The sequence below is a fragment of the Actinomadura latina NBRC 106108 genome, from assembly GCF_001552195.1.
Classification (GTDB): domain Bacteria; phylum Actinomycetota; class Actinomycetes; order Streptosporangiales; family Streptosporangiaceae; genus Spirillospora; species Spirillospora latina.
Map to the genome: position 1 here is coordinate 24089 of NZ_BCQS01000041.1, position 16623 is coordinate 40711.

Consider the following 16623-nt stretch of genomic DNA (forward strand, 5'->3'; position numbering starts at 1 on the left):
GGGGAAGCGAGGCGTGAGCACATGGCGAGCGACGGCGACCGGATCCTGAGCGAGGATCGGCTGCGCGGAGTGCTCGACTTGTTCGAACGGCTGCGGGAGCGGCCGAAGTGGCGGTTGCGGGAGCGGCTGCGGCCGCTGCTCCTGCTGCTCGGCCCCGGCCGCGCCACGTCCCACGCGGCCGAGATGCTGAAGTCCCGCTGCGAGGACGAGCGCGCCCCGGTGTCGCACATCGCCGCCGACACGCCCGCCACCGATGTCGCGGGCGTGCTGCGGGAGGCCAAGCGGGAGCTGTCGCAGCCGAGCAGCCACGGCCGCGCCGAGCCGGGGCTGCGGTTCCCGCTGCTGGAGATGGCGCTGTGGCTGCGCGACCTGCGGGAGATCCGGCTCGCCGGGGACCGCCCGGTCCCGCGCGGCGCCTCGACCTCCGAGCGGGAGAACCACCAGCTCGTCCGGCGGCTCACGCACCCGCCCGTCGGCGACAACGAGAACGCGCGCCGCCGCGAGCTGAACCGGGTGATCCGCCGCCGCGGCCGGGACGTCCTGCGCGACCTGGAGGAGCCGCGCGGCCGGCCCGCCACGTTCCTGTCGTTCCTGGAGCAGATCGCCCCGATCGGGATCGCGGTCGTCGCGCTGATCAGCGCCGGGACGGCGGCGGCGCTCGACCTCGCGTCCGCCGTGCTCGCCGCCGTCATCGGGCTCGGCTTCGTGGCCGTGCAGATCGTCGCCCGGACGCGCGGCTGGTACGGGGTGCGGCGGTTCGGCTGGTTCCTGCGCCAGCCCTACGTCGACCGCGACTCCACCGGGTTCCTCGGCTTCGCGCTCGGCGTGTTCGACCCGCGGCCCGTCGAGCCGGACGACCACGGCGAGCAGCTCGACCTGCTGCTCGTCGCCGCGTTCCTGGAGGACCTGCGCCGCAACTACCAGCGCGACTACCGCCGCGCCGCGTGGGCCCGCGTCCGCTACCCGGTGCTGATCTTCGAGCATCTGTCGGCCCGGCACCCCGGGGTGGCGTTCGTGGAGCTGGCCGAGCGGGTCCGCGCCGACTGCCAGGCGAGCGACCGGGTCTCCGGCTTCGACCCGCTCATCGTCGTCGCCGGCGTCGACCCGACCGCGCCCGCCGGCGACGACCCGGCCGCGCCCCGGCTCCTCGACCGGCTCTCGCAGGCCATCCGGGTGGACGTGTCGACGGGCGAGCCGCAGAGCGTCATCGACGCGCGCGGCCTGTGGGACCGCTACACCCGCGAGCAGCGCCGCGTCGGCGCCCTCGGCTCCCGCCGCGAGCTGCGCATCGACGTCACCCGCGACCCGGGCGGCGACCTGCCGCCCGTCCGGCCGGTGCGGCGCCGCCCGCGGCTCGCGCACCCGGCGCTGCCGTGGATCGCGATGGTCGCGGTCGCGGCGGCGTCCGTCACGGTGATCTCGGTGCAGGTGGTGAAGTACTGCTCGCCGTTCGGGATCAGGCGGATGGCGAACGGCGAGTGCGTCGGCATCACCGATGGATCGTTCCGCTTCGGCGAGGACTCCGGCGGCAAGAACAACGACAACCGGCTGAACGAGGTGCTCGACCACATCGAGGCGCTGAACGACCACGTCAAGGAGTCCGGCAAGCCGTACGCGACGGTCGTCTACCTCGGCCCGGTCACCGCCGACCCGTCCATCAAGAACAAGCGGATCGACTTGCTCGCCGGGGTGCAGGGCGAGCTGATCGGGCTGGCGATCGCGCAGAATCGGTTCAACGACGCGGCCGAGGGCGACGACTTGCGGCTGCGGGTGCTGATCGCCAATGCGGGCGCCAAGTTCCGCTTCGCCGTGCCCGTCGCCCAGCAGATCCGCAAGCTGGCGCTGACGGACCGCTCCATCGTCGCGGTGACCGGCTTCGAGCAGAGCCGGCGGCAGACGCAGGAGGCGATCAAGCTGCTGGCCAAGTCGGCGCTGCCGCTGATCGGCACGGCCAACAGCTACGACGGGACGGCGCTGCTGGACGACGACGCCGGATACTCGCCGTACTACTTCCGGCTCGCGTCGCCGAACTCGCGGACGGCCGAGCACGCCGCGTACTGGGCGCGGCACGGCGACGTGGGCGGCGCGAAGGTGGACGGCGCGGTGGTCATCTACGACGGCGACCCCGACGACCTCTACAGCCGGAACCTGGCCTCCGACTTCGAGAAGGCGTTCCGGCCCGGCAAGGCGCTCATGCGCCCGTACAAGAACCCGGGCGAGCTGAACAAGGCCGTCCGCGAGGCGTGCCAGGACCAGCCCGACATGTTCTACTACGCCGGCCGTTCCGACGAGTTCCGCTCGTTCGTCAACGTCCTGGAGCTGTCGTGCCCGAAGCGCCCGCTGGTCATGGCGGACGACGAGATCGCCAAGTACGTCAGCGACAACGCCGACGAGATCGGCCGCAAGAACACCTTCGACCTGTACTTCACGCCGCTCGCCGCGCGGGAGGCGTGGACGTGGCGGTGGATCGGCGACCAGGCCCCGCAGACCTTCTACTCCGACTACGACCCGGCCGTGCGCGCGCTGACGGACGAGGACGCCGCGCCCGGCCGGCGGCCGTCCGTCACCCGCGCCGCCGTCGCCTACGACGCGGTGACCCTCGTCGCGACGGTGGCGAGCAAGGTGTACTGGCAGGAGAAGGCGCTGCCGTCGGCCGGGTCGGTGTTCGCGGCGCTGAACGACCCCGACCATGACGTCCTGCGCAACGGGGCGAGCGGCGTCATCCGCTTCAGCTCCCGCACCACCGGCCACCAGGTCCTGGACAAACCGGTCATGCTGGCGACGATCGAGCCGGACGGCACCACCGAGGTCAAGCAGGTCTGCGGCCGCCTCATCGCCGGCGCCCAGGGCAAGGCGTCCTGCCCGCCCCGCGACGGCGGGGACCGGGACGCGCCGGCGCAGTAGGCGACGCAAAGGCCCCCGGTGCGGACCGGGGGCCTCAAGGCGCGTCGACGCGGGGGGAAGGTCTTTCAGCCCTTGAGGATGTCCGCTGCTCCCGAAACCTCGCCGATCGCGCGGCTGCCCGGCCCGGTGTACTTCGCGCTCGGGCGGACGAGGCGTCCGGTGCGCTTCTGCTCCAGGATGTGCGCCGCCCAGCCGGCGGTGCGGCCGCAGGTGAACATGGCCGGCATCATCGCGGTCGGGACCTCGGCGAAGTCCAGGATGACCGCGGCCCAGAACTCGACGTTCGTCTCGATCGGGCGGTCCGGGCGGCGCTCGCGCAGCTCGGCGAGGGCGGCGTCCTCCAGGGCCTTGGCGGCCTCGAAGCGGGGGGCGTCCAGTTCCTTGGCGGTGCGGCGCAGCACGCGGGCGCGCGGGTCCTCGGCGCGGTAGACGCGGTGGCCGAAGCCCATCAGCCGGTCGCCGGAGTCGAGGATGTCGGCGACGACCTTGCGGGCGTCGCCGAGCTGCTCGACCTTCTCGATCATCGGGAGCACGCGGGCCGGCGCGCCGCCGTGCAGCGGGCCGGACATGGCGCCGATGGCGCCGGACATGCTGGCCGCGACGTCCGCCCCGGTGGAGGCGATCACCCGCGCGGTGAAGGTGGAGGCGTTCATGCCGTGCTCGGCGGCGGAGACCCAGTACGCGTCGATGGCCCGGACGTGCTTCGGGTCGGGCTCACCGCGCCAGCGGACCATGAACCGCTCGGTGATGGTCCCGGACTCGTCGATCCGGTGCTGCGGGACCATCGGCACGCCGACGCCGCGCGCCGACTGCGCCACGAACGACAGCGCCGTCACCGATACCCGGGCGAGGTCGGCGCGCGCCTCCTCGTCGGAGATGTCGAGCAGCGGCCGCATCCCGTACGCGGGGGCGAGGGTGGGGAGGGCGCTCTGCACGTCCACTCGCACGTCGCCGGAGGTGACCGGGAGGAGGTGCGGGTCGGCGGGGGCCAGTCCGGGGGTGAAGCTGTCGTCGACGAGGAGGCCCCAGGCGTCGCCGAAGGAGACGCGGCCGACGAGTTCCTCGATGTCGACGCCCCGGTAGCGGAGGGCGCCGCCCTCCTTGTCCGGTTCGGCGATCTCGGTCTCGAAGGCGACGACCCCCTCAAGACCAGGTTTGAAGTCGGACATGTCGTCCTGCCTTTCGTCCCCAAGAGTGATAAGGCGGTGCCGTGCCATTGAACCCTGTCCGCCTTACTGACCAGTACCCAGGGGTCATGCGAGTTGCACAACCTCCAGGTGAGAGGCTCTGACGCTGTGAGTTCCCCAACGCCCGATCCCGCGCGGCTCCGGAGATCTTACGAGTCGGGCGAATTGTCCGAGTCGGCGCTCCCCTCCGATCCGCTCGCGCTGTTCGCCGCGTGGTTCGCCGACGTGCACGCCTCCGGGCTGGTCGAACCGAACGCGATGGTGCTCGCGACCGCGTCCGCGGACGGCATGCCGAGCGCGCGGCTCGTCCTGCTGAAGGGCTACGGACCGCAGGGCTTCCGTTTCTTCACGAACCTGACGTCCCGCAAGGGACTCGATCTCGCCGAGAACCCGCGCGCGGCCCTGGTGTTCCCGTGGCATCCGCTGTACCGGCAGGTGCGGGTCGCGGGCCCGGCGGCCGAGCTGACGCGGGACGAGGCGGCCGCCTACTTCCGGACGCGCCCGTACGGGTCGCGGCTCGGCGCCTGGGCGAGCGAGCACCAGTCGGGCGTCATCCCGGGCCGTGACGTGCTGGAACGCGGCTACGCCGACGCCGCCGAGCGCTGGCCGGATCCGGCCGCCGGGCAGCCCCCGGGGGCGCCCGACGGGGAAGGGTCGGACGTCGTCCCGCTGCCCGGCTTCTGGGGCGGGTACCGGGTCGTCCCGGAGTCGATCGAGTTCTGGCAGGGCCGCCGCGACCGGCTGCACGACCGGATTCGTTACCGTCGCGAAGTATCTCCGGGGGGTGCGGTCGAACACGGGGAGTGGACTGTGGAGAGACTGTCCCCCTGACTGCCCCGGCGGCACGTGCGAGTTCTCAAGCGCGGGTCGCCGGTGGGCTTTGACGCCGGAGCGGCCCGGCCGCGCCCGACCGCTCCTTGCCGAGTCCGAACTCCTCCCCGGCCCGAAGGCCGGGCTCCCTTCGGAGGATCAGGTGACACCGGAACAGCAGCCGCCTCCTGCCGACGCGCAGGACCCGGCCGCGAAGACCGATGCCGGGGGCGCCGCCGGGCCGGAGCCCGCCGGACCTCGGAGGACCGTGCGCGGCAGGCTGCGGCGGCTGGCCATCGACACCCGGCCCCTCGGGCAGCCCGCGTACCGGCGGCTGTGGCTCGGGCAGGGCGTGTCGTTCGTCGGGTTCCAGGTCACCGCCGTGGCCGTCCCCGTGCAGGTGTACGACATGACGAGGTCGTCGCTGTGGGTCGGCGTGCTCGGCTTCGTCAACCTCGTCCCGCTGATCGTGTTCGGGCTGTGGGGCGGCGCGGTCGCCGACCACATGGACCGGCGCAAGCTGCTGTTCGCCTCGTCCTGCGTGATGTGGGCGGCGACGCTGCTGCTGCTCGTCCAGGCGCTGCTGGGCATCGGCAGCCTCACCCTGATCATGGGCGTGGTGGCGATCCAGGCGATCGGGTTCGCGGTCGCCTCGCCGACCCGCAGCGCGATCATCCCCCGGCTGGTCGACCGGACGCTCGTCCCGGCGGCCAACACCCTGAACTTCACCGCCAGCCAGTTCGGGATGCTGGCCGGGCCGCTGTTCGCCGGCGTGCTCCTCGCCCACTGGCACTACGCGGCGGCCTACGCGCTCGACGCCGTGCTGTTCAGCGTCGTGCTCTACGCGGCGCTGCGGCTGCCGCCGATCCCGCCGCTCGGCGACGTCACCGGCACGCCCGGCCTGCGGTCGGTGATCGACGGGCTGCACTACCTGGCCACGCAGCCGGTGCTGCTGATGTCGTTCGTGGTGGACATCATCGCGATGGCGATCGCGATGCCGCGGGCGCTGTTCCCCGAGGTCGCCGAGACCCGGTTCGGCGGCGGCGGCGCGGTCGGCTGGCTGTTCGCCGCCATCGCGATCGGGGCGTTCCTCGGCGGGCTGTCGTCCGGCTGGATCGGACGGGTGCGCAAGCAGGGGATCGCCCTCGTCGTGTCGATCGTCATCTGGGGGCTGGCCGTGGCCGCGTCCGGGCTCGCCGGCCGGCTGTGGCTCGTGGTGGTGCTGCTCGCCGTCGGCGGCGCGGCCGACCTGGTCTCGGCGGTGTTCCGCCAGTCGATGCTGCAGACGTACGCGCCGGACAAGCTGCGCGGACGGCTCCAGGGCGTCTTCACCGTCGTCGTCGCGGGCGGGCCCCGGCTCGGGGACGTGCGGGCGGGCGCGACCGCGAGCGTCGCCGGCGCCACCGCGTCCTGGGTGGGCGGCGGCCTGGCCTGCGCGGTGCTGGTGATCGTCGCCGCGCTCGCCGTCCCGGCACTGCTCCGCTACGACACGAGAACAGAACCAGTCCAGCCAGAGCCCTGACCGCCCTCCTCAACGGAGGGCGGACGCGGCGACCTTGAGGTCGTCTAGAAGGCCGGCGTATGTCTCGTCGCGGTCCTCGGCTCTCAGGACGGCGGACGGGTGAATGGTCGCGAGCAGTTGCGCGGCGGCCCGCTCCGGCGGCTCGCCGTCGATCTCGCGCGCGGCGGCCGGGGTCCCGATCGTCTCCAGGCCGGGCAGCGGCATGAGCCGCCCGCGCTGCTTCGTCACCCTGAACGACGAGCCGAGCAGCGCCCGGCCCGCCGTGGCGCCCAGCGCGACCACGACGTCCGGGTCCAGGATCCGCAGCTCGGCCAGCAGCCAGGGCCGGCACGCGCGCATCTCGCCCGCGTTCGGCGCCTCGTGGATGCGGCGCTTGCCGCCCTCCTGCCGCTTGAACTTGAAGTGCTTGACGGCGTTGGTGACGTAGACGTCGCCGCGCTCGATCCCGGCCTCCTCCAGCGCCCGGTCGAGGACGCGTCCGGCGGGGCCGACGAACGGGCGGCCCTTGCGGTCCTCCTGGTCGCCGGGCTGCTCGCCGACGAGCACGACCCGTCCGCCCGGCGAGCCCTCGCCGAACACGGTCCGGGTGGCGTTCTCGTAGAGGCCGCAGCCGCGGCAGCCGGCCGCCGCGTGCCGCAGCGCGCCGAGATCGGCGCGCTGCTCGGGGGTGTCGGGAAGGAACGGTTCCGCGTCCCGGGAAGGTTTCGCGTTCATCTCGCGTTCCCTCTACCCGGCCTCAGGGGGATATTCGCGGGACGCGGCGGTGCGGGGTCCCAGCAAGTAGACTCGTTGGTCATAAGACTGGAGGGAGCTGTGACCTCACACGGCCTTATCGATACCACGGAGATGTACCTCCGTACGGTGTTCGAGCTCGAAGAGGAGGGGATCATTCCCCTCCGCGCGCGCATCGCGGAGCGGCTCTCCCAGAGCGGCCCGACGGTGAGCCAGACGGTCGCGCGGATGGAGCGCGACGGCCTGCTACGGGTCGAGGGCGATCGGCACCTCACACTGACCGAGAGCGGTCGCGGTCTCGCCACGCGCGTCATGCGCAAGCACCGCCTCGCCGAATGCCTGCTGGTCAACGTCATCGGACTGCCCTGGGAGGACGTCCACATCGAGGCGTGCCGGTGGGAGCACGTGATGTCCGAGGACGTCGAGCGCCGCCTCGTCGCGCTGCTGGACAACCCGACCACCTGCCCGCACGGCAACCCGATCCCCGGCCTGGACGAACTGGGCGGGCACGGCGACGACGGCGACCACGCGCCGCTGTCGGTGATGACCGCGGTGGCGAGCACCGCCGGCGCGGAGGCCGTGATCCGGCGGATCAGCGAGCAGGTGCAGAGCGACAGTGACCTGATGCTTAGACTCAAGCAGATAGGGATACAACCGGGACGAGAGGTGATTCTCCGGGCGACCGATGACGGGGTACGGGTGATCAGTGAGGACGAGGACGAGGGGCCCGCGACGGAACTCCCGCGCGACATCGCCGAGCACGTCTTCGTCAGCAGGCGCTGACACGGTCGGCGTGCGAGCACGGGTCCCGGCGGTCTATACCGAAGATCTCCTTACCATCGCGCCTTTCGGGCGTATCCCGGCGGCGGGTTCGTCGTTCAATACGACGAGGCGAACTCATGCGGCGGCCGTACCGCGGCGCCCGGTGACCACCGGGGCGGGGACGGCGGCCGTCGGCAGGATCGGGATGGGGAGATGAACCACTGGGGGGAAGCGCCTGACGAGGCGCGTCTGCCGCCCGAGACCGTCCTCAACCAGATGGAGATGGCGGTCATCGTCTGCGACCGCTTCAGCAACGTCATCTACGGCAACTCGTTCGCGCGGCAGCTCTTCGGGTTCGGCGGCGACGACATCATCGGTCACTCGATCCTCTCCCTCGGCATCGCCGAAGAGGACCACGAGCAGGCGACGGAGCTGGCCAAGCACGTCCTCAAGGGCGGCGTCTGGGAGGGCACGTTCTGCAACCTGCGCTCGGACGGCACCACCGTCTACACGCGCGCGCACGCGGTGCCGCTGCGGCACCCGTCCGGCGCGGTCGACGGCGTGGTCATCTTCGCGCGGGAGGCGCTCCGCTCCAACCAGCGCGAGCAGGAGCGCTACGGGCTGATGGAGCGGATCGGCGAGCGGCTCGCCGGGTCCCTGGAACTGGAGAGCACCCTCCGCCGCGTCTCCGACACGCTCATTCCGCAGTTCGCCGACCACTGCTTCATCGACCTGTACAGCGGCGACCGGCTCTACCGCCGGGTGTCCCGGCACGCCGGGGACTGGGAGCCGCCGCCCGGCACCTGGGCGGAGGTCGGCGAGCCCGTCTCCTACCCGCCCGGCCACTTCAGCGCCAAGGCGATGGACCGCCGCGACGCCGTCCTCGTCGAGGACATGATCCAGCACCGGTTCGAGGCGCCGACGGAGTCGTCCAAGCGGCTCGGCGTCGAGATGGGCATCACCTCGGTGATCTCCGCGCCGCTGCTGGTGCGCGGCGAACTGCTCGGCGTGATGTGCCTGGCGCTGTCGAACCTGACCAAGCGGCCCGACCCGCACTACGACGGGTTCGACCGCGACCTGGTCGGCGCGATCGCCAGCCGGGTCGCGATCGCCGTCGACAACGCGCTGCTGTTCGAGGAGGAGCGCGACACCGCGCTCGCCTTCCAGAAGCACCTGCTGCCCGGTGACCGGCCGCCGCCGCTGGACGGCCTGCAGATCGCCTGGCGGTACGAGCCGGCCCGCCCGCTGGAGTCGCACGGGCACGGCATCCAGACGCAGGTCGGCGGCGACTGGTACGACGTGATCCCGCTGTCGGCGGGCCGGGTCGGCGTCGTCATCGGCGACGTCGAGGGGCGCGGCGCCCGCGCCGCCGCCGTCATGGGGCAGCTGCGGGCCGCGCTGCGCGCCTTCGCGCAGGACGACAAGCCGCCCGCCGACATCCTCCGCAAGCTGGACGAGTGGGTCCGCACGATGACGCGTCCCGAGCGGATGCGGTCCGGGTGGAACAGCGACGACCTCGTCCGCCCGCCGCTCGTGTCGTGCACCTACTTCGTGTACGACGCGTGGTCGCGGGTCCTGGAGTTCGCCAACGCCGGGCACGACCCGCCGCTCCTCGTCGTGGACGGCGAGGTCCGCGAGCTCGAATTCGAGAGCCAGGGCGGCATGCTCGGCCTCCGCTCTCCCGGCATGGGCGGCGAGATCCTCTTCAACGAGGAGACGACCGAGCTGAAGCCGGGCTCCACGCTCGTCCTCTACACCGACGGCCTCATCGACCGGCGGCCCAAGGTCGACGGCGACTACTACACCCGCGAGGAGTCGCGGGAGATGGTCCGCGACGCCGTGGCGAAGGCCGCGGGCGGCGGCGTCGAGGCGATCGCGAACGCCGCCTACGACGCGGTGCCCGGCGACACCGACGACGACGTCGCGATCGTGGTGATCCGCACCGCGGGCGACGAGCTGGGCGTCGAGGAGCGCACCTTCACCGCCGAGCCGATCATGGTGTCGGAGGCGCGCCGGATGGCCGCCGACGCGTTCGCCGACTGGGGGATGCTCGACGAGCAGGCCGAACTCGCGTGCCTGCTGGTGTCCGAGGTCGTCACGAACGTCGTCCTGCACGCCACCGCGACGCCGGCGCCGCGCCGGGAGATGGTCGTCCCGGTGCCCGCCGGCCCGCCCGGCCGGGGCGGCGAGCCGCTCGGCGCGCCGCCGCCCGTGCAGTTCAACACCGAGTTCGGCGCCGGCGTCGAGGGCGACCCGTTCGACTCCGCCGACTTCCCCGGTGCCGACTTCCCCGGAGCCGACTTCGACGAGGACGACTGGAACCTCGGCGCCGACCTCGGCCGCCGCGAGCCGCCGACCAAGGAGTTCCGGCTCCGGCTGCGGCGCGGCGCCGACATGGTGTGGGTCGAGGTGTTCGACTCTGACATGCGGCTGCCGCGCATCCGCAGCGCGGGCGAGACCGACGAGGGCGGCCGCGGCCTCTACCTGGTCGACCAGCTCGCCACCCGGTGGGGCGCCCGGCCGACGGCGGACGGCAAGGCCGTCTGGTTCGAGCTGCCGCTGACGCCGTAGCGATGCGCGCCTGGGTGGTGGAGAAGCCGTCCCCGATCGAGTCGGGACCGTTGCGGCGCGCCCGCCGCGAGGTGCCGTCGCCGGGGCCCGGCGAGCTGCTCGTGCGGGTGCTGGCGTGCGGGGTGTGCCGGACGGATCTGCACGTCGCCGAAGGCGACCTGCCCGTCCACCTGCCGGGGGTGACGCCCGGCCACGAGATCGTCGGCGAGGTCGTCTCGGCCGGCCCGGGGTGCCTGCACGGCCCCGGTGACCGGGTCGGGGCGGCGTGGCTGCGCGGGACGTGCGGCGCGTGCCGGTTCTGCCGCCGCGGCGCCGAGAACCTCTGCCCGGCCTCGGTCTACACCGGCTGGGACGCGCACGGCGGCTACGCCGAGTACACGGTGGCCATCGACGCCTACACCTACGCGCTGCCGCCCGAGCTGGACGACGTCCGGGCCGCGCCGCTGCTGTGCGCGGGCATCATCGGCTACCGGGCGCTGCGGTGCGCCGCCCTGCCGCCGGGCGGGCGCCTCGGCATCTGGGGGTTCGGCGGCTCCGCGCACCTGGCCGCCCAGATCGCCCTCGCCGAGGGCGCCGACGTGCACGTCTTCACCCGCAGCCCGGCCGCCCGCGACCTGGCCCGCGAGCTGGGGGCGTCGTGGGCGGGCGACTCGTTCGACGCCGCGCCCGCGCCGCTGGACTCGGCGATCATCTTCGCGCCGGCGGGGGAACTGGTGGCCGCCGCGCTGGAGCGGCTCGACCGCGGCGGGACGTGCGCGATCGCGGGTATCCATCTCAGCGACGTCCCGGTGCTGGACTACCAGCGCCACCTGTTCCAGGAGCGCCGGGTCCGGTCGGTGACGGCGAACACCCGCGCGGACGGCGAGGAGTTCCTGACGCTGGCCGCGCGGCTGGACGTCGCCGTCACGACCCACGCGTACGGGTTGGACGAGGCCGACCGTGCGCTGGCCGACCTCGCCGCGGACCGCTTCACCGGAGCGGCCGTCCTCGTCCCCTAGGGAATCGGCCCCTAGGGAATCAGGCCCCTAGGGAATCGGCTCAGCGGCGACGTGCGCCCACGTCTGCGTGAACCACAGTTCGCCGCCGATGATGCGCGGCTTCGCGCCGGTCTTGGGGCCGCCGTCGACCTCGTCGATGAGGGCGTCGCGGATGCGGTCGGCGGCGGTGTCGTCGCAGGCCCCGGCGAGCCACGGCTCGATGGGACGCTCCACGGTGAACACGTCCAGCCGCCGGATGCTGCCGCCCGCCGAGGTGATCATCTCGGTGAGCCGGGCGATGGACGGGGTGCCGGGGTGGTCGGGGTCGCGCAGCCGCTCGATCCGGTCGCGTTCGGGCCCGGCGAGGTTGCCGCGGACGAGGTCGGCGATGACCACCCGCCCGTCCGGCCGGCAGACCCGCAGCAGCTCGCGCAGCACGTTGTCGGGGTCGCCCAGGGCGTAGAGCGAGAACCGGGCGGTGACGAGGGAGAACGCGTTGTCCCGGTAGGGCAGCGCGGCGGCGTCCGCCTTGATCGTGGGACGGTCCGGGCCGATCGGGTGCGGCACGCGGTCCTCGCGGGTCGAGGCGGCCGGGAGCCGGTCGCCGTCCGGTCCGCCGTCGCCGGTGATGCGGACCGGGCCGGTGCCGAACTCGACCGTCGTCATGCGCCCGGACGTGTCGGTGCGCGCGGGCGGTTCGGGCATCGCGTCGACCGCGGTCATGTGCCGCACCTGCGGGGCGAGCGCGGCGGGCATCGGGCCGCGGCCCCGCGCGACGTCCAGGCAGACGTCGTCGCGGCCGGGCTCGACGAACTCCAGCAGGCGCCTCAGGTGCGGGGCGATCGTGCCGCCCATGCGCTGGACGGCTGGCGCCGGTTGCGGCACTGGTGCACTCCCTCGGCTCGGGCCGGCTTCCCTGGTCGGGCGTCGCCGGGCGGGGCGTGAAGCCGGGTTTCGTCAGTTATGACTCACCGCCGGGGGAGGAAGTTCAGCCCGCCGCGGGAGAATTTCGCCGCTGTTTCAGCCCCGCAGGTGCTGCCCGTACAGGGCGAGCACGACGAGCACGAACACGGTGATCACCGCGACGCGGGTGGGCATGGGCACCCGCAGCCGGACCGCCGCCCAGCGCACGCAGAACGCGGCGAGGAGCGACACGACGACGAGGGCGAGGATGCCTTCCATAGGTCACCTTCCGAGCGGGGGGAGTGCCGCCTCTCTGCACGATAGACGTGTAGGGAGCGCGTTACCCGGCCGATCGGCGACCGGAGCGGGGCGAGCGCCGATCGGCCGCTCCAGAGGGTGCACGTCCCCGGGCGGGGGCGCGCCCGCTAACCTCACTCTTGTGGCAGATGCGAAGGAAGTAGACGGCCGGGACAAGGTCGACGGCATGATGACCGGCCTGGCGCGCGGGCGGGTCGCTCTCGGGCTCGCGGCGCTCGCCGCGCCGAAGCTGACCGTGAAGCTGATGGGGCTCGGCGGCGCCGCCGACCCGGGCCGCGACTACGTGGCGCGGATGTTCGCCGCCCGGGAGATCGCCCTCGGCGCCGGCTACCTGCTGAGCGACGACAACGGCCGCCGGCTGTGGGCGCGGCTCGGCCTCGCCGTCGACTCGCTCGACGTCATGAGCGGGTTGAAGACCCGCGGGGCCGTGCCGCTGTGGGTGACCGCGGGGGCGGTGGGCGTCGCCGCCGGCGCCGCCGGTATCGGCGCCGCGAAGGTCGCCTCCGACCTGGTGCGCTGAGCCGCGCGTCCGGGGCCGGGTGATCTCGTCCGGCCCCTGGGTAGACCTTCCCCGCACGGAAAGGTCGTCTTCGGGCGGGGGCTGGGGCATGACGGCGGTCGAGGGCGCGGCGCGGGACGAGCGGGCCATGCCGAAGGGCCGCGACCTGTTCGTCATCCTCGGCGCGCTCATGCTCGCGATGCTGCTGGCCGCGCTCGACCAGACGATCGTGTCCACGGCGCTGCCCACGATCGTCAGCGAGCTCGGCGGGCTCAACCACCTGTCGTGGGTCGTGACGGCGTACCTGCTCGCCTCGACGGCCTCGACGCCGCTGTGGGGCAAGCTCGGCGACCAGTACGGGCGCAAGCGGCTGTTCCAGGCGTCGATCGTCATCTTCCTGATCGGGTCGGCGCTGTGCGGCCTGTCCCAGGACATGTTCGAGCTGATCATGTTCCGCGCCCTGCAGGGCCTCGGCGGCGGCGGGCTGATGGTCCTCGTCGTCGCGATCGTCGGGGACGTGGTGACGCCCCGCGAGCGCGGCCGCTACCAGGGGCTGTTCGGCGCGGTCTTCGGCGTGTCCAGCGTGTGCGGGCCGCTGCTCGGCGGCTGGTTCGTCGACAACCTGTCGTGGCGCTGGGTCTTCTACATCAACCTCCCGATCGGCGTGCTGGCGCTGATCGTGATCGCCGCCGTCCTGCCCGCGACGGGCGAGCGCGAGCGGCACCGCATCGACTACCTCGGGACGCTGCTGATCGTCGGCTGGGCCGTCGGGCTCGTCCTGACGACCACCTGGGGCGGGACGCGGTACGCCTGGTCGTCCGCGCCGATCATCGGCCTCGCCGCCGGGTCGGTGTTCCTGATCGGGGTCTGGCTGCTCGTCGAGCGGCGCGCCGCCGAGCCGGTCATGCCGCCGTCGCTGCTGGTGAACCGGGTGTTCGCGCTGGGCGCGGCGATCAGCTTCGCGGTCGGCTTCGCGATGTTCGGCGCGCTGACGTTCCTGCCGATCTTCCTGCAGATCGTGCACGGTGTGTCGCCCACGCTGTCCGGCGTCTACCTGCTGCCGATGATGCTCGGCATGCTGGTCAGCTCGATCGGGTCCGGGCAGCTGATCACCCGCTTCGGCCGCTACAAGATCTTCCCGGTGCTCGGCACGCCGATGATCGCGGGAGCGCTGTACCTGCTGTCCGGGCTGGACGAGACGTCCTCCACCCTGGAGATGAGCCTGCGGTTCGCGCTGCTCGGGTTCGGGCTGGGCCTGGTCATGCAGGTGCTCGTCATCGCCGTCCAGAACGCCGTGTCCTATGAGGACCTCGGGTCGGCCACGTCCGGGGTCACGTTCTTCCGCCAGATCGGCGGCTCGTTCGGCGTCGCGGTGTTCGGCTCCATCTTCAGCAACCGGCTCGCCTCGCACATCGAGGGCTTGGCGCGGGTCCTGCCGCCCGGGTTCGACCCGGAGGCCGTCCAGGGGAACCCCCAGTTGCTCGACAGGTTTCCCGCCGAGGTCAAGCAGAAGGTCCTGCACGCCTACGCGCAGTCGATCGACTCGGTGTTCCTCTGGGCCGTGCCCGTCGCGGCCGTCGCGTTCGTGCTGACGTGGTTCTTGCGCGAGGTCCCGTTGCGGGCGACCTCGCAGACGCGCGACTACGGCGAGGGCTTCGGTGCGGCGCCGACCGTCCGCTCGTCTAGGCACGAGATGGAGCGCGCCTTGAGCGAGCTCATGCGCCGGGACCCGAAGGCGGCCGAACTCTACAACCGGCTGGCCGCGCTGTGCGGGGTGACGCTGCCGGCGGGCAGCGTATGGGCGCTGTGCCGGATCGCCAAGGACGGCACGGTCGCCCGGCAGGACCTCGCCGACCGCGCCGGCGTCACCATCGAGGAGGGCCGCCCGTACGTCGACCGGCTGGTCGAGGACGGGTACGTCCAGCGCCGGGAGGCGACGCTCGCCATCACCGCGTCCGGCCGGCTCGTGGCCGACAGCCTGTTCGCCGCCCGCCGGGAGGGCCTGTGCCGGCACGTGGACGGCTGGGAGCCCGAGGAGCATCCCGAGCTGGCGGACGTCCTGACGAGGCTGGCCGAGGCGTCCCTCGGCGACGACGAGGACGGCGGCCTCCTCCGGCCCGCGCCCGCGGACGATCGCGAGGCGTAGCCGGAGACTCAGCTCACATGGCGTTGCGCCATGATGGATGTAATCTCATACTGACTAACCGAATCTCACTCGGTTTCGGGACGGAACCACCCCACAATTTGGAGGCGTAGTGGCCGAGGCGTACATCGTCGGCGCGGTCCGTACCCCCGTCGGTACCAAGAAGGGCGCCCTGAAGGACGTCCACCCCGCCGACCTCGGGGCCCACGTGCTCAAGGAGCTCGTCAACCGCACCGGTGTCGACCCTTCCGCGGTCGAGGACAACATCATGGGCTGCGTCATGCAGGTCGGCCCGCAGGCCCTCGACATCGCGCGGACCGCGTGGCTGTCGGCCGGGCTGCCGGACACCGTGCCCGGCGTGACCATCGACCGGCAGTGCGGGTCGTCCCAGCAGGCGATCCACTTCGCCGCGCAGGGCGTCCTGTCCGGCACCCAGGACCTGGTCGTCGCGTCCGGCGTCGAGCAGATGGCCAAGGTGCCGATGGGCTCCAGCATCGTCAAGGGGATGGACTTCCCGTACGGCGAGGGCTGGGCCGAGCGGTACGGCATGCAGGAGGTCTCCCAGTTCCGCGGCGCGGAACTGATGTGCGAGAAGTGGGGCCTCACCCGCGAGGACCTGGAGAAGTTCGCGCTGGAGAGCCACCAGCGCGCCGCCAAGGCCATCGAGGCCGGCTACTTCGACCGGGAGATCGCGCCCCTCGCCGGGCTGTCCAAGGACGAGGGCGCCCGCCCCGACACCACCCTGGAGAAGATGGCGGGCCTGAAGGTCCTGCGCGAGGGCGGCGCCATCACCGCGGCCGTCGCCTCGCAGATCTCCGTCGGCGCGTCCGCGCTGCTCATCGCCTCCGAGGAGGCCGTCAAGCAGCACAACCTGACCCCGCGCGCCCGCATCCACACCCTCGCGGTGTGCGGCTCCGACCCGGTCTACATGCTGACCGGCCCGATCCCGGCGACGGAGAAGGCGCTGGCCAAGTCCGGCCTGAAGATCGACGACATCGACGTCTTCGAAGTCAACGAGGCGTTCGCCCCGGTCCCGCTGGCGTGGGCCCGCGACACCGGCGCCTCCCTGGAGAAGACCAACCCCAACGGCGGCGCGATCGCGCTCGGCCACCCGCTCGGCGCGACCGGCGGCGTCCTCATGACCAAGCTCCTCCACGAGCTTGAGCGCACCGGCGGCCGCTACGGCCTGCAGACGATGTGCGAGGGCGGCGGCCAGGCCAACGCCACCATCATCGAGCGTCTCTGACGACCCCGCGTAGTCTGCCCCTGGAGCCGCGCTCCGGGGGCGGACGCCG

General features: G+C 72.7%; 13 protein-coding genes. 9 read left to right on the top strand and 4 right to left on the bottom strand.

Going from position 1 to position 16623, the window contains the following annotated elements:
- The first annotated feature begins 21 nt into the window (after positions 1-21).
- Positions 22-2904, top strand: coding sequence for a type 1 periplasmic-binding domain-containing protein (locus tag AL2_RS33445; RefSeq protein WP_067640848.1), 2883 nt, complete (start codon positions 22-24; stop codon positions 2902-2904).
- Positions 2905-2969: 65 nt separating this feature from the next.
- On the opposite strand, the gene AL2_RS33450 is transcribed toward AL2_RS33445, so the two are convergent.
- Positions 2970-4073, bottom strand: a complete 1104-nt coding sequence (locus AL2_RS33450) for a citrate synthase 2 (protein WP_067640850.1) — start codon at positions 4071-4073, stop codon at positions 2970-2972.
- Between the two features lie 126 nt (positions 4074-4199).
- On the opposite strand from AL2_RS33450, the gene pdxH reads away from it, so the two are divergent.
- Positions 4200-4922 carry a pyridoxamine 5'-phosphate oxidase gene (gene pdxH, locus AL2_RS33455; RefSeq protein ID WP_157438529.1) on the top strand — a complete coding sequence of 241 codons (723 nt, stop codon included), beginning with the start codon at positions 4200-4202 and terminating at the stop codon, positions 4920-4922.
- 142 nt (positions 4923-5064) lie between these two features.
- Positions 5065-6423: an MFS transporter gene (locus AL2_RS33460; RefSeq protein WP_083947165.1), complete on the top strand. Its 1359-nt coding sequence runs from the start codon at positions 5065-5067 to the stop codon at positions 6421-6423.
- A gap of 9 nt (positions 6424-6432) precedes the next feature.
- Here AL2_RS33460 and AL2_RS33465 read toward each other — a convergent pair whose 3' ends face one another.
- Positions 6433-7137, bottom strand: a complete 705-nt coding sequence (locus AL2_RS33465; protein WP_067640852.1) for a UdgX family uracil-DNA binding protein — start codon at positions 7135-7137, stop codon at positions 6433-6435.
- 99 nt (positions 7138-7236) lie between these two features.
- On the opposite strand from AL2_RS33465, the gene AL2_RS33470 reads away from it, so the two are divergent.
- The 3 genes from AL2_RS33470 (at position 7237) to AL2_RS33480 (ending at position 11486) form a co-directional block, all read left to right on the top strand.
- Positions 7237-7938 (top strand): iron-dependent transcriptional repressor DtxR, encoded by a 702-nt coding sequence (locus AL2_RS33470; RefSeq protein WP_067640854.1) that lies wholly within the window; start codon positions 7237-7239, stop codon positions 7936-7938.
- 192 nt (positions 7939-8130) lie between these two features.
- A complete protein-coding gene (locus AL2_RS33475) occupies positions 8131-10488 on the top strand; it encodes an ATP-binding SpoIIE family protein phosphatase (protein ID WP_067640856.1) in 2358 nt (785 codons plus the stop codon).
- A gap of 2 nt (positions 10489-10490) precedes the next feature.
- Entirely contained in the window at positions 10491-11486 is a 996-nt protein-coding gene (locus AL2_RS33480) for a zinc-dependent alcohol dehydrogenase family protein (RefSeq protein WP_067640858.1), read from the top strand.
- 27 nt (positions 11487-11513) lie between these two features.
- Here AL2_RS33480 and AL2_RS33485 read toward each other — a convergent pair whose 3' ends face one another.
- Positions 11514-12350: a class I SAM-dependent methyltransferase gene (locus AL2_RS33485; RefSeq protein WP_067640860.1), complete on the bottom strand. Its 837-nt coding sequence runs from the start codon at positions 12348-12350 to the stop codon at positions 11514-11516.
- Between the two features lie 135 nt (positions 12351-12485).
- Positions 12486-12647 (bottom strand): hypothetical protein, encoded by a 162-nt coding sequence (locus tag AL2_RS38215; protein ID WP_168444710.1) that lies wholly within the window; start codon positions 12645-12647, stop codon positions 12486-12488.
- Between the two features lie 160 nt (positions 12648-12807).
- On the opposite strand from AL2_RS38215, the gene AL2_RS33490 reads away from it, so the two are divergent.
- The 3 genes from AL2_RS33490 (at position 12808) to AL2_RS33500 (ending at position 16574) form a co-directional block, all read left to right on the top strand.
- Complete coding sequence (locus AL2_RS33490) at positions 12808-13206, top strand: hypothetical protein (RefSeq protein WP_245667104.1); 399 nt, start codon at positions 12808-12810, stop codon at positions 13204-13206.
- 88 nt (positions 13207-13294) lie between these two features.
- Positions 13295-15331, top strand: coding sequence for a DHA2 family efflux MFS transporter permease subunit (locus AL2_RS33495; RefSeq protein ID WP_157438530.1), 2037 nt, complete (start codon positions 13295-13297; stop codon positions 15329-15331).
- A 109-nt stretch (positions 15332-15440) separates the two neighbouring features.
- Positions 15441-16574, top strand: a complete 1134-nt coding sequence (locus AL2_RS33500; protein WP_067640864.1) for an acetyl-CoA C-acetyltransferase — start codon at positions 15441-15443, stop codon at positions 16572-16574.
- Positions 16575-16623 lie beyond the last annotated feature (49 nt).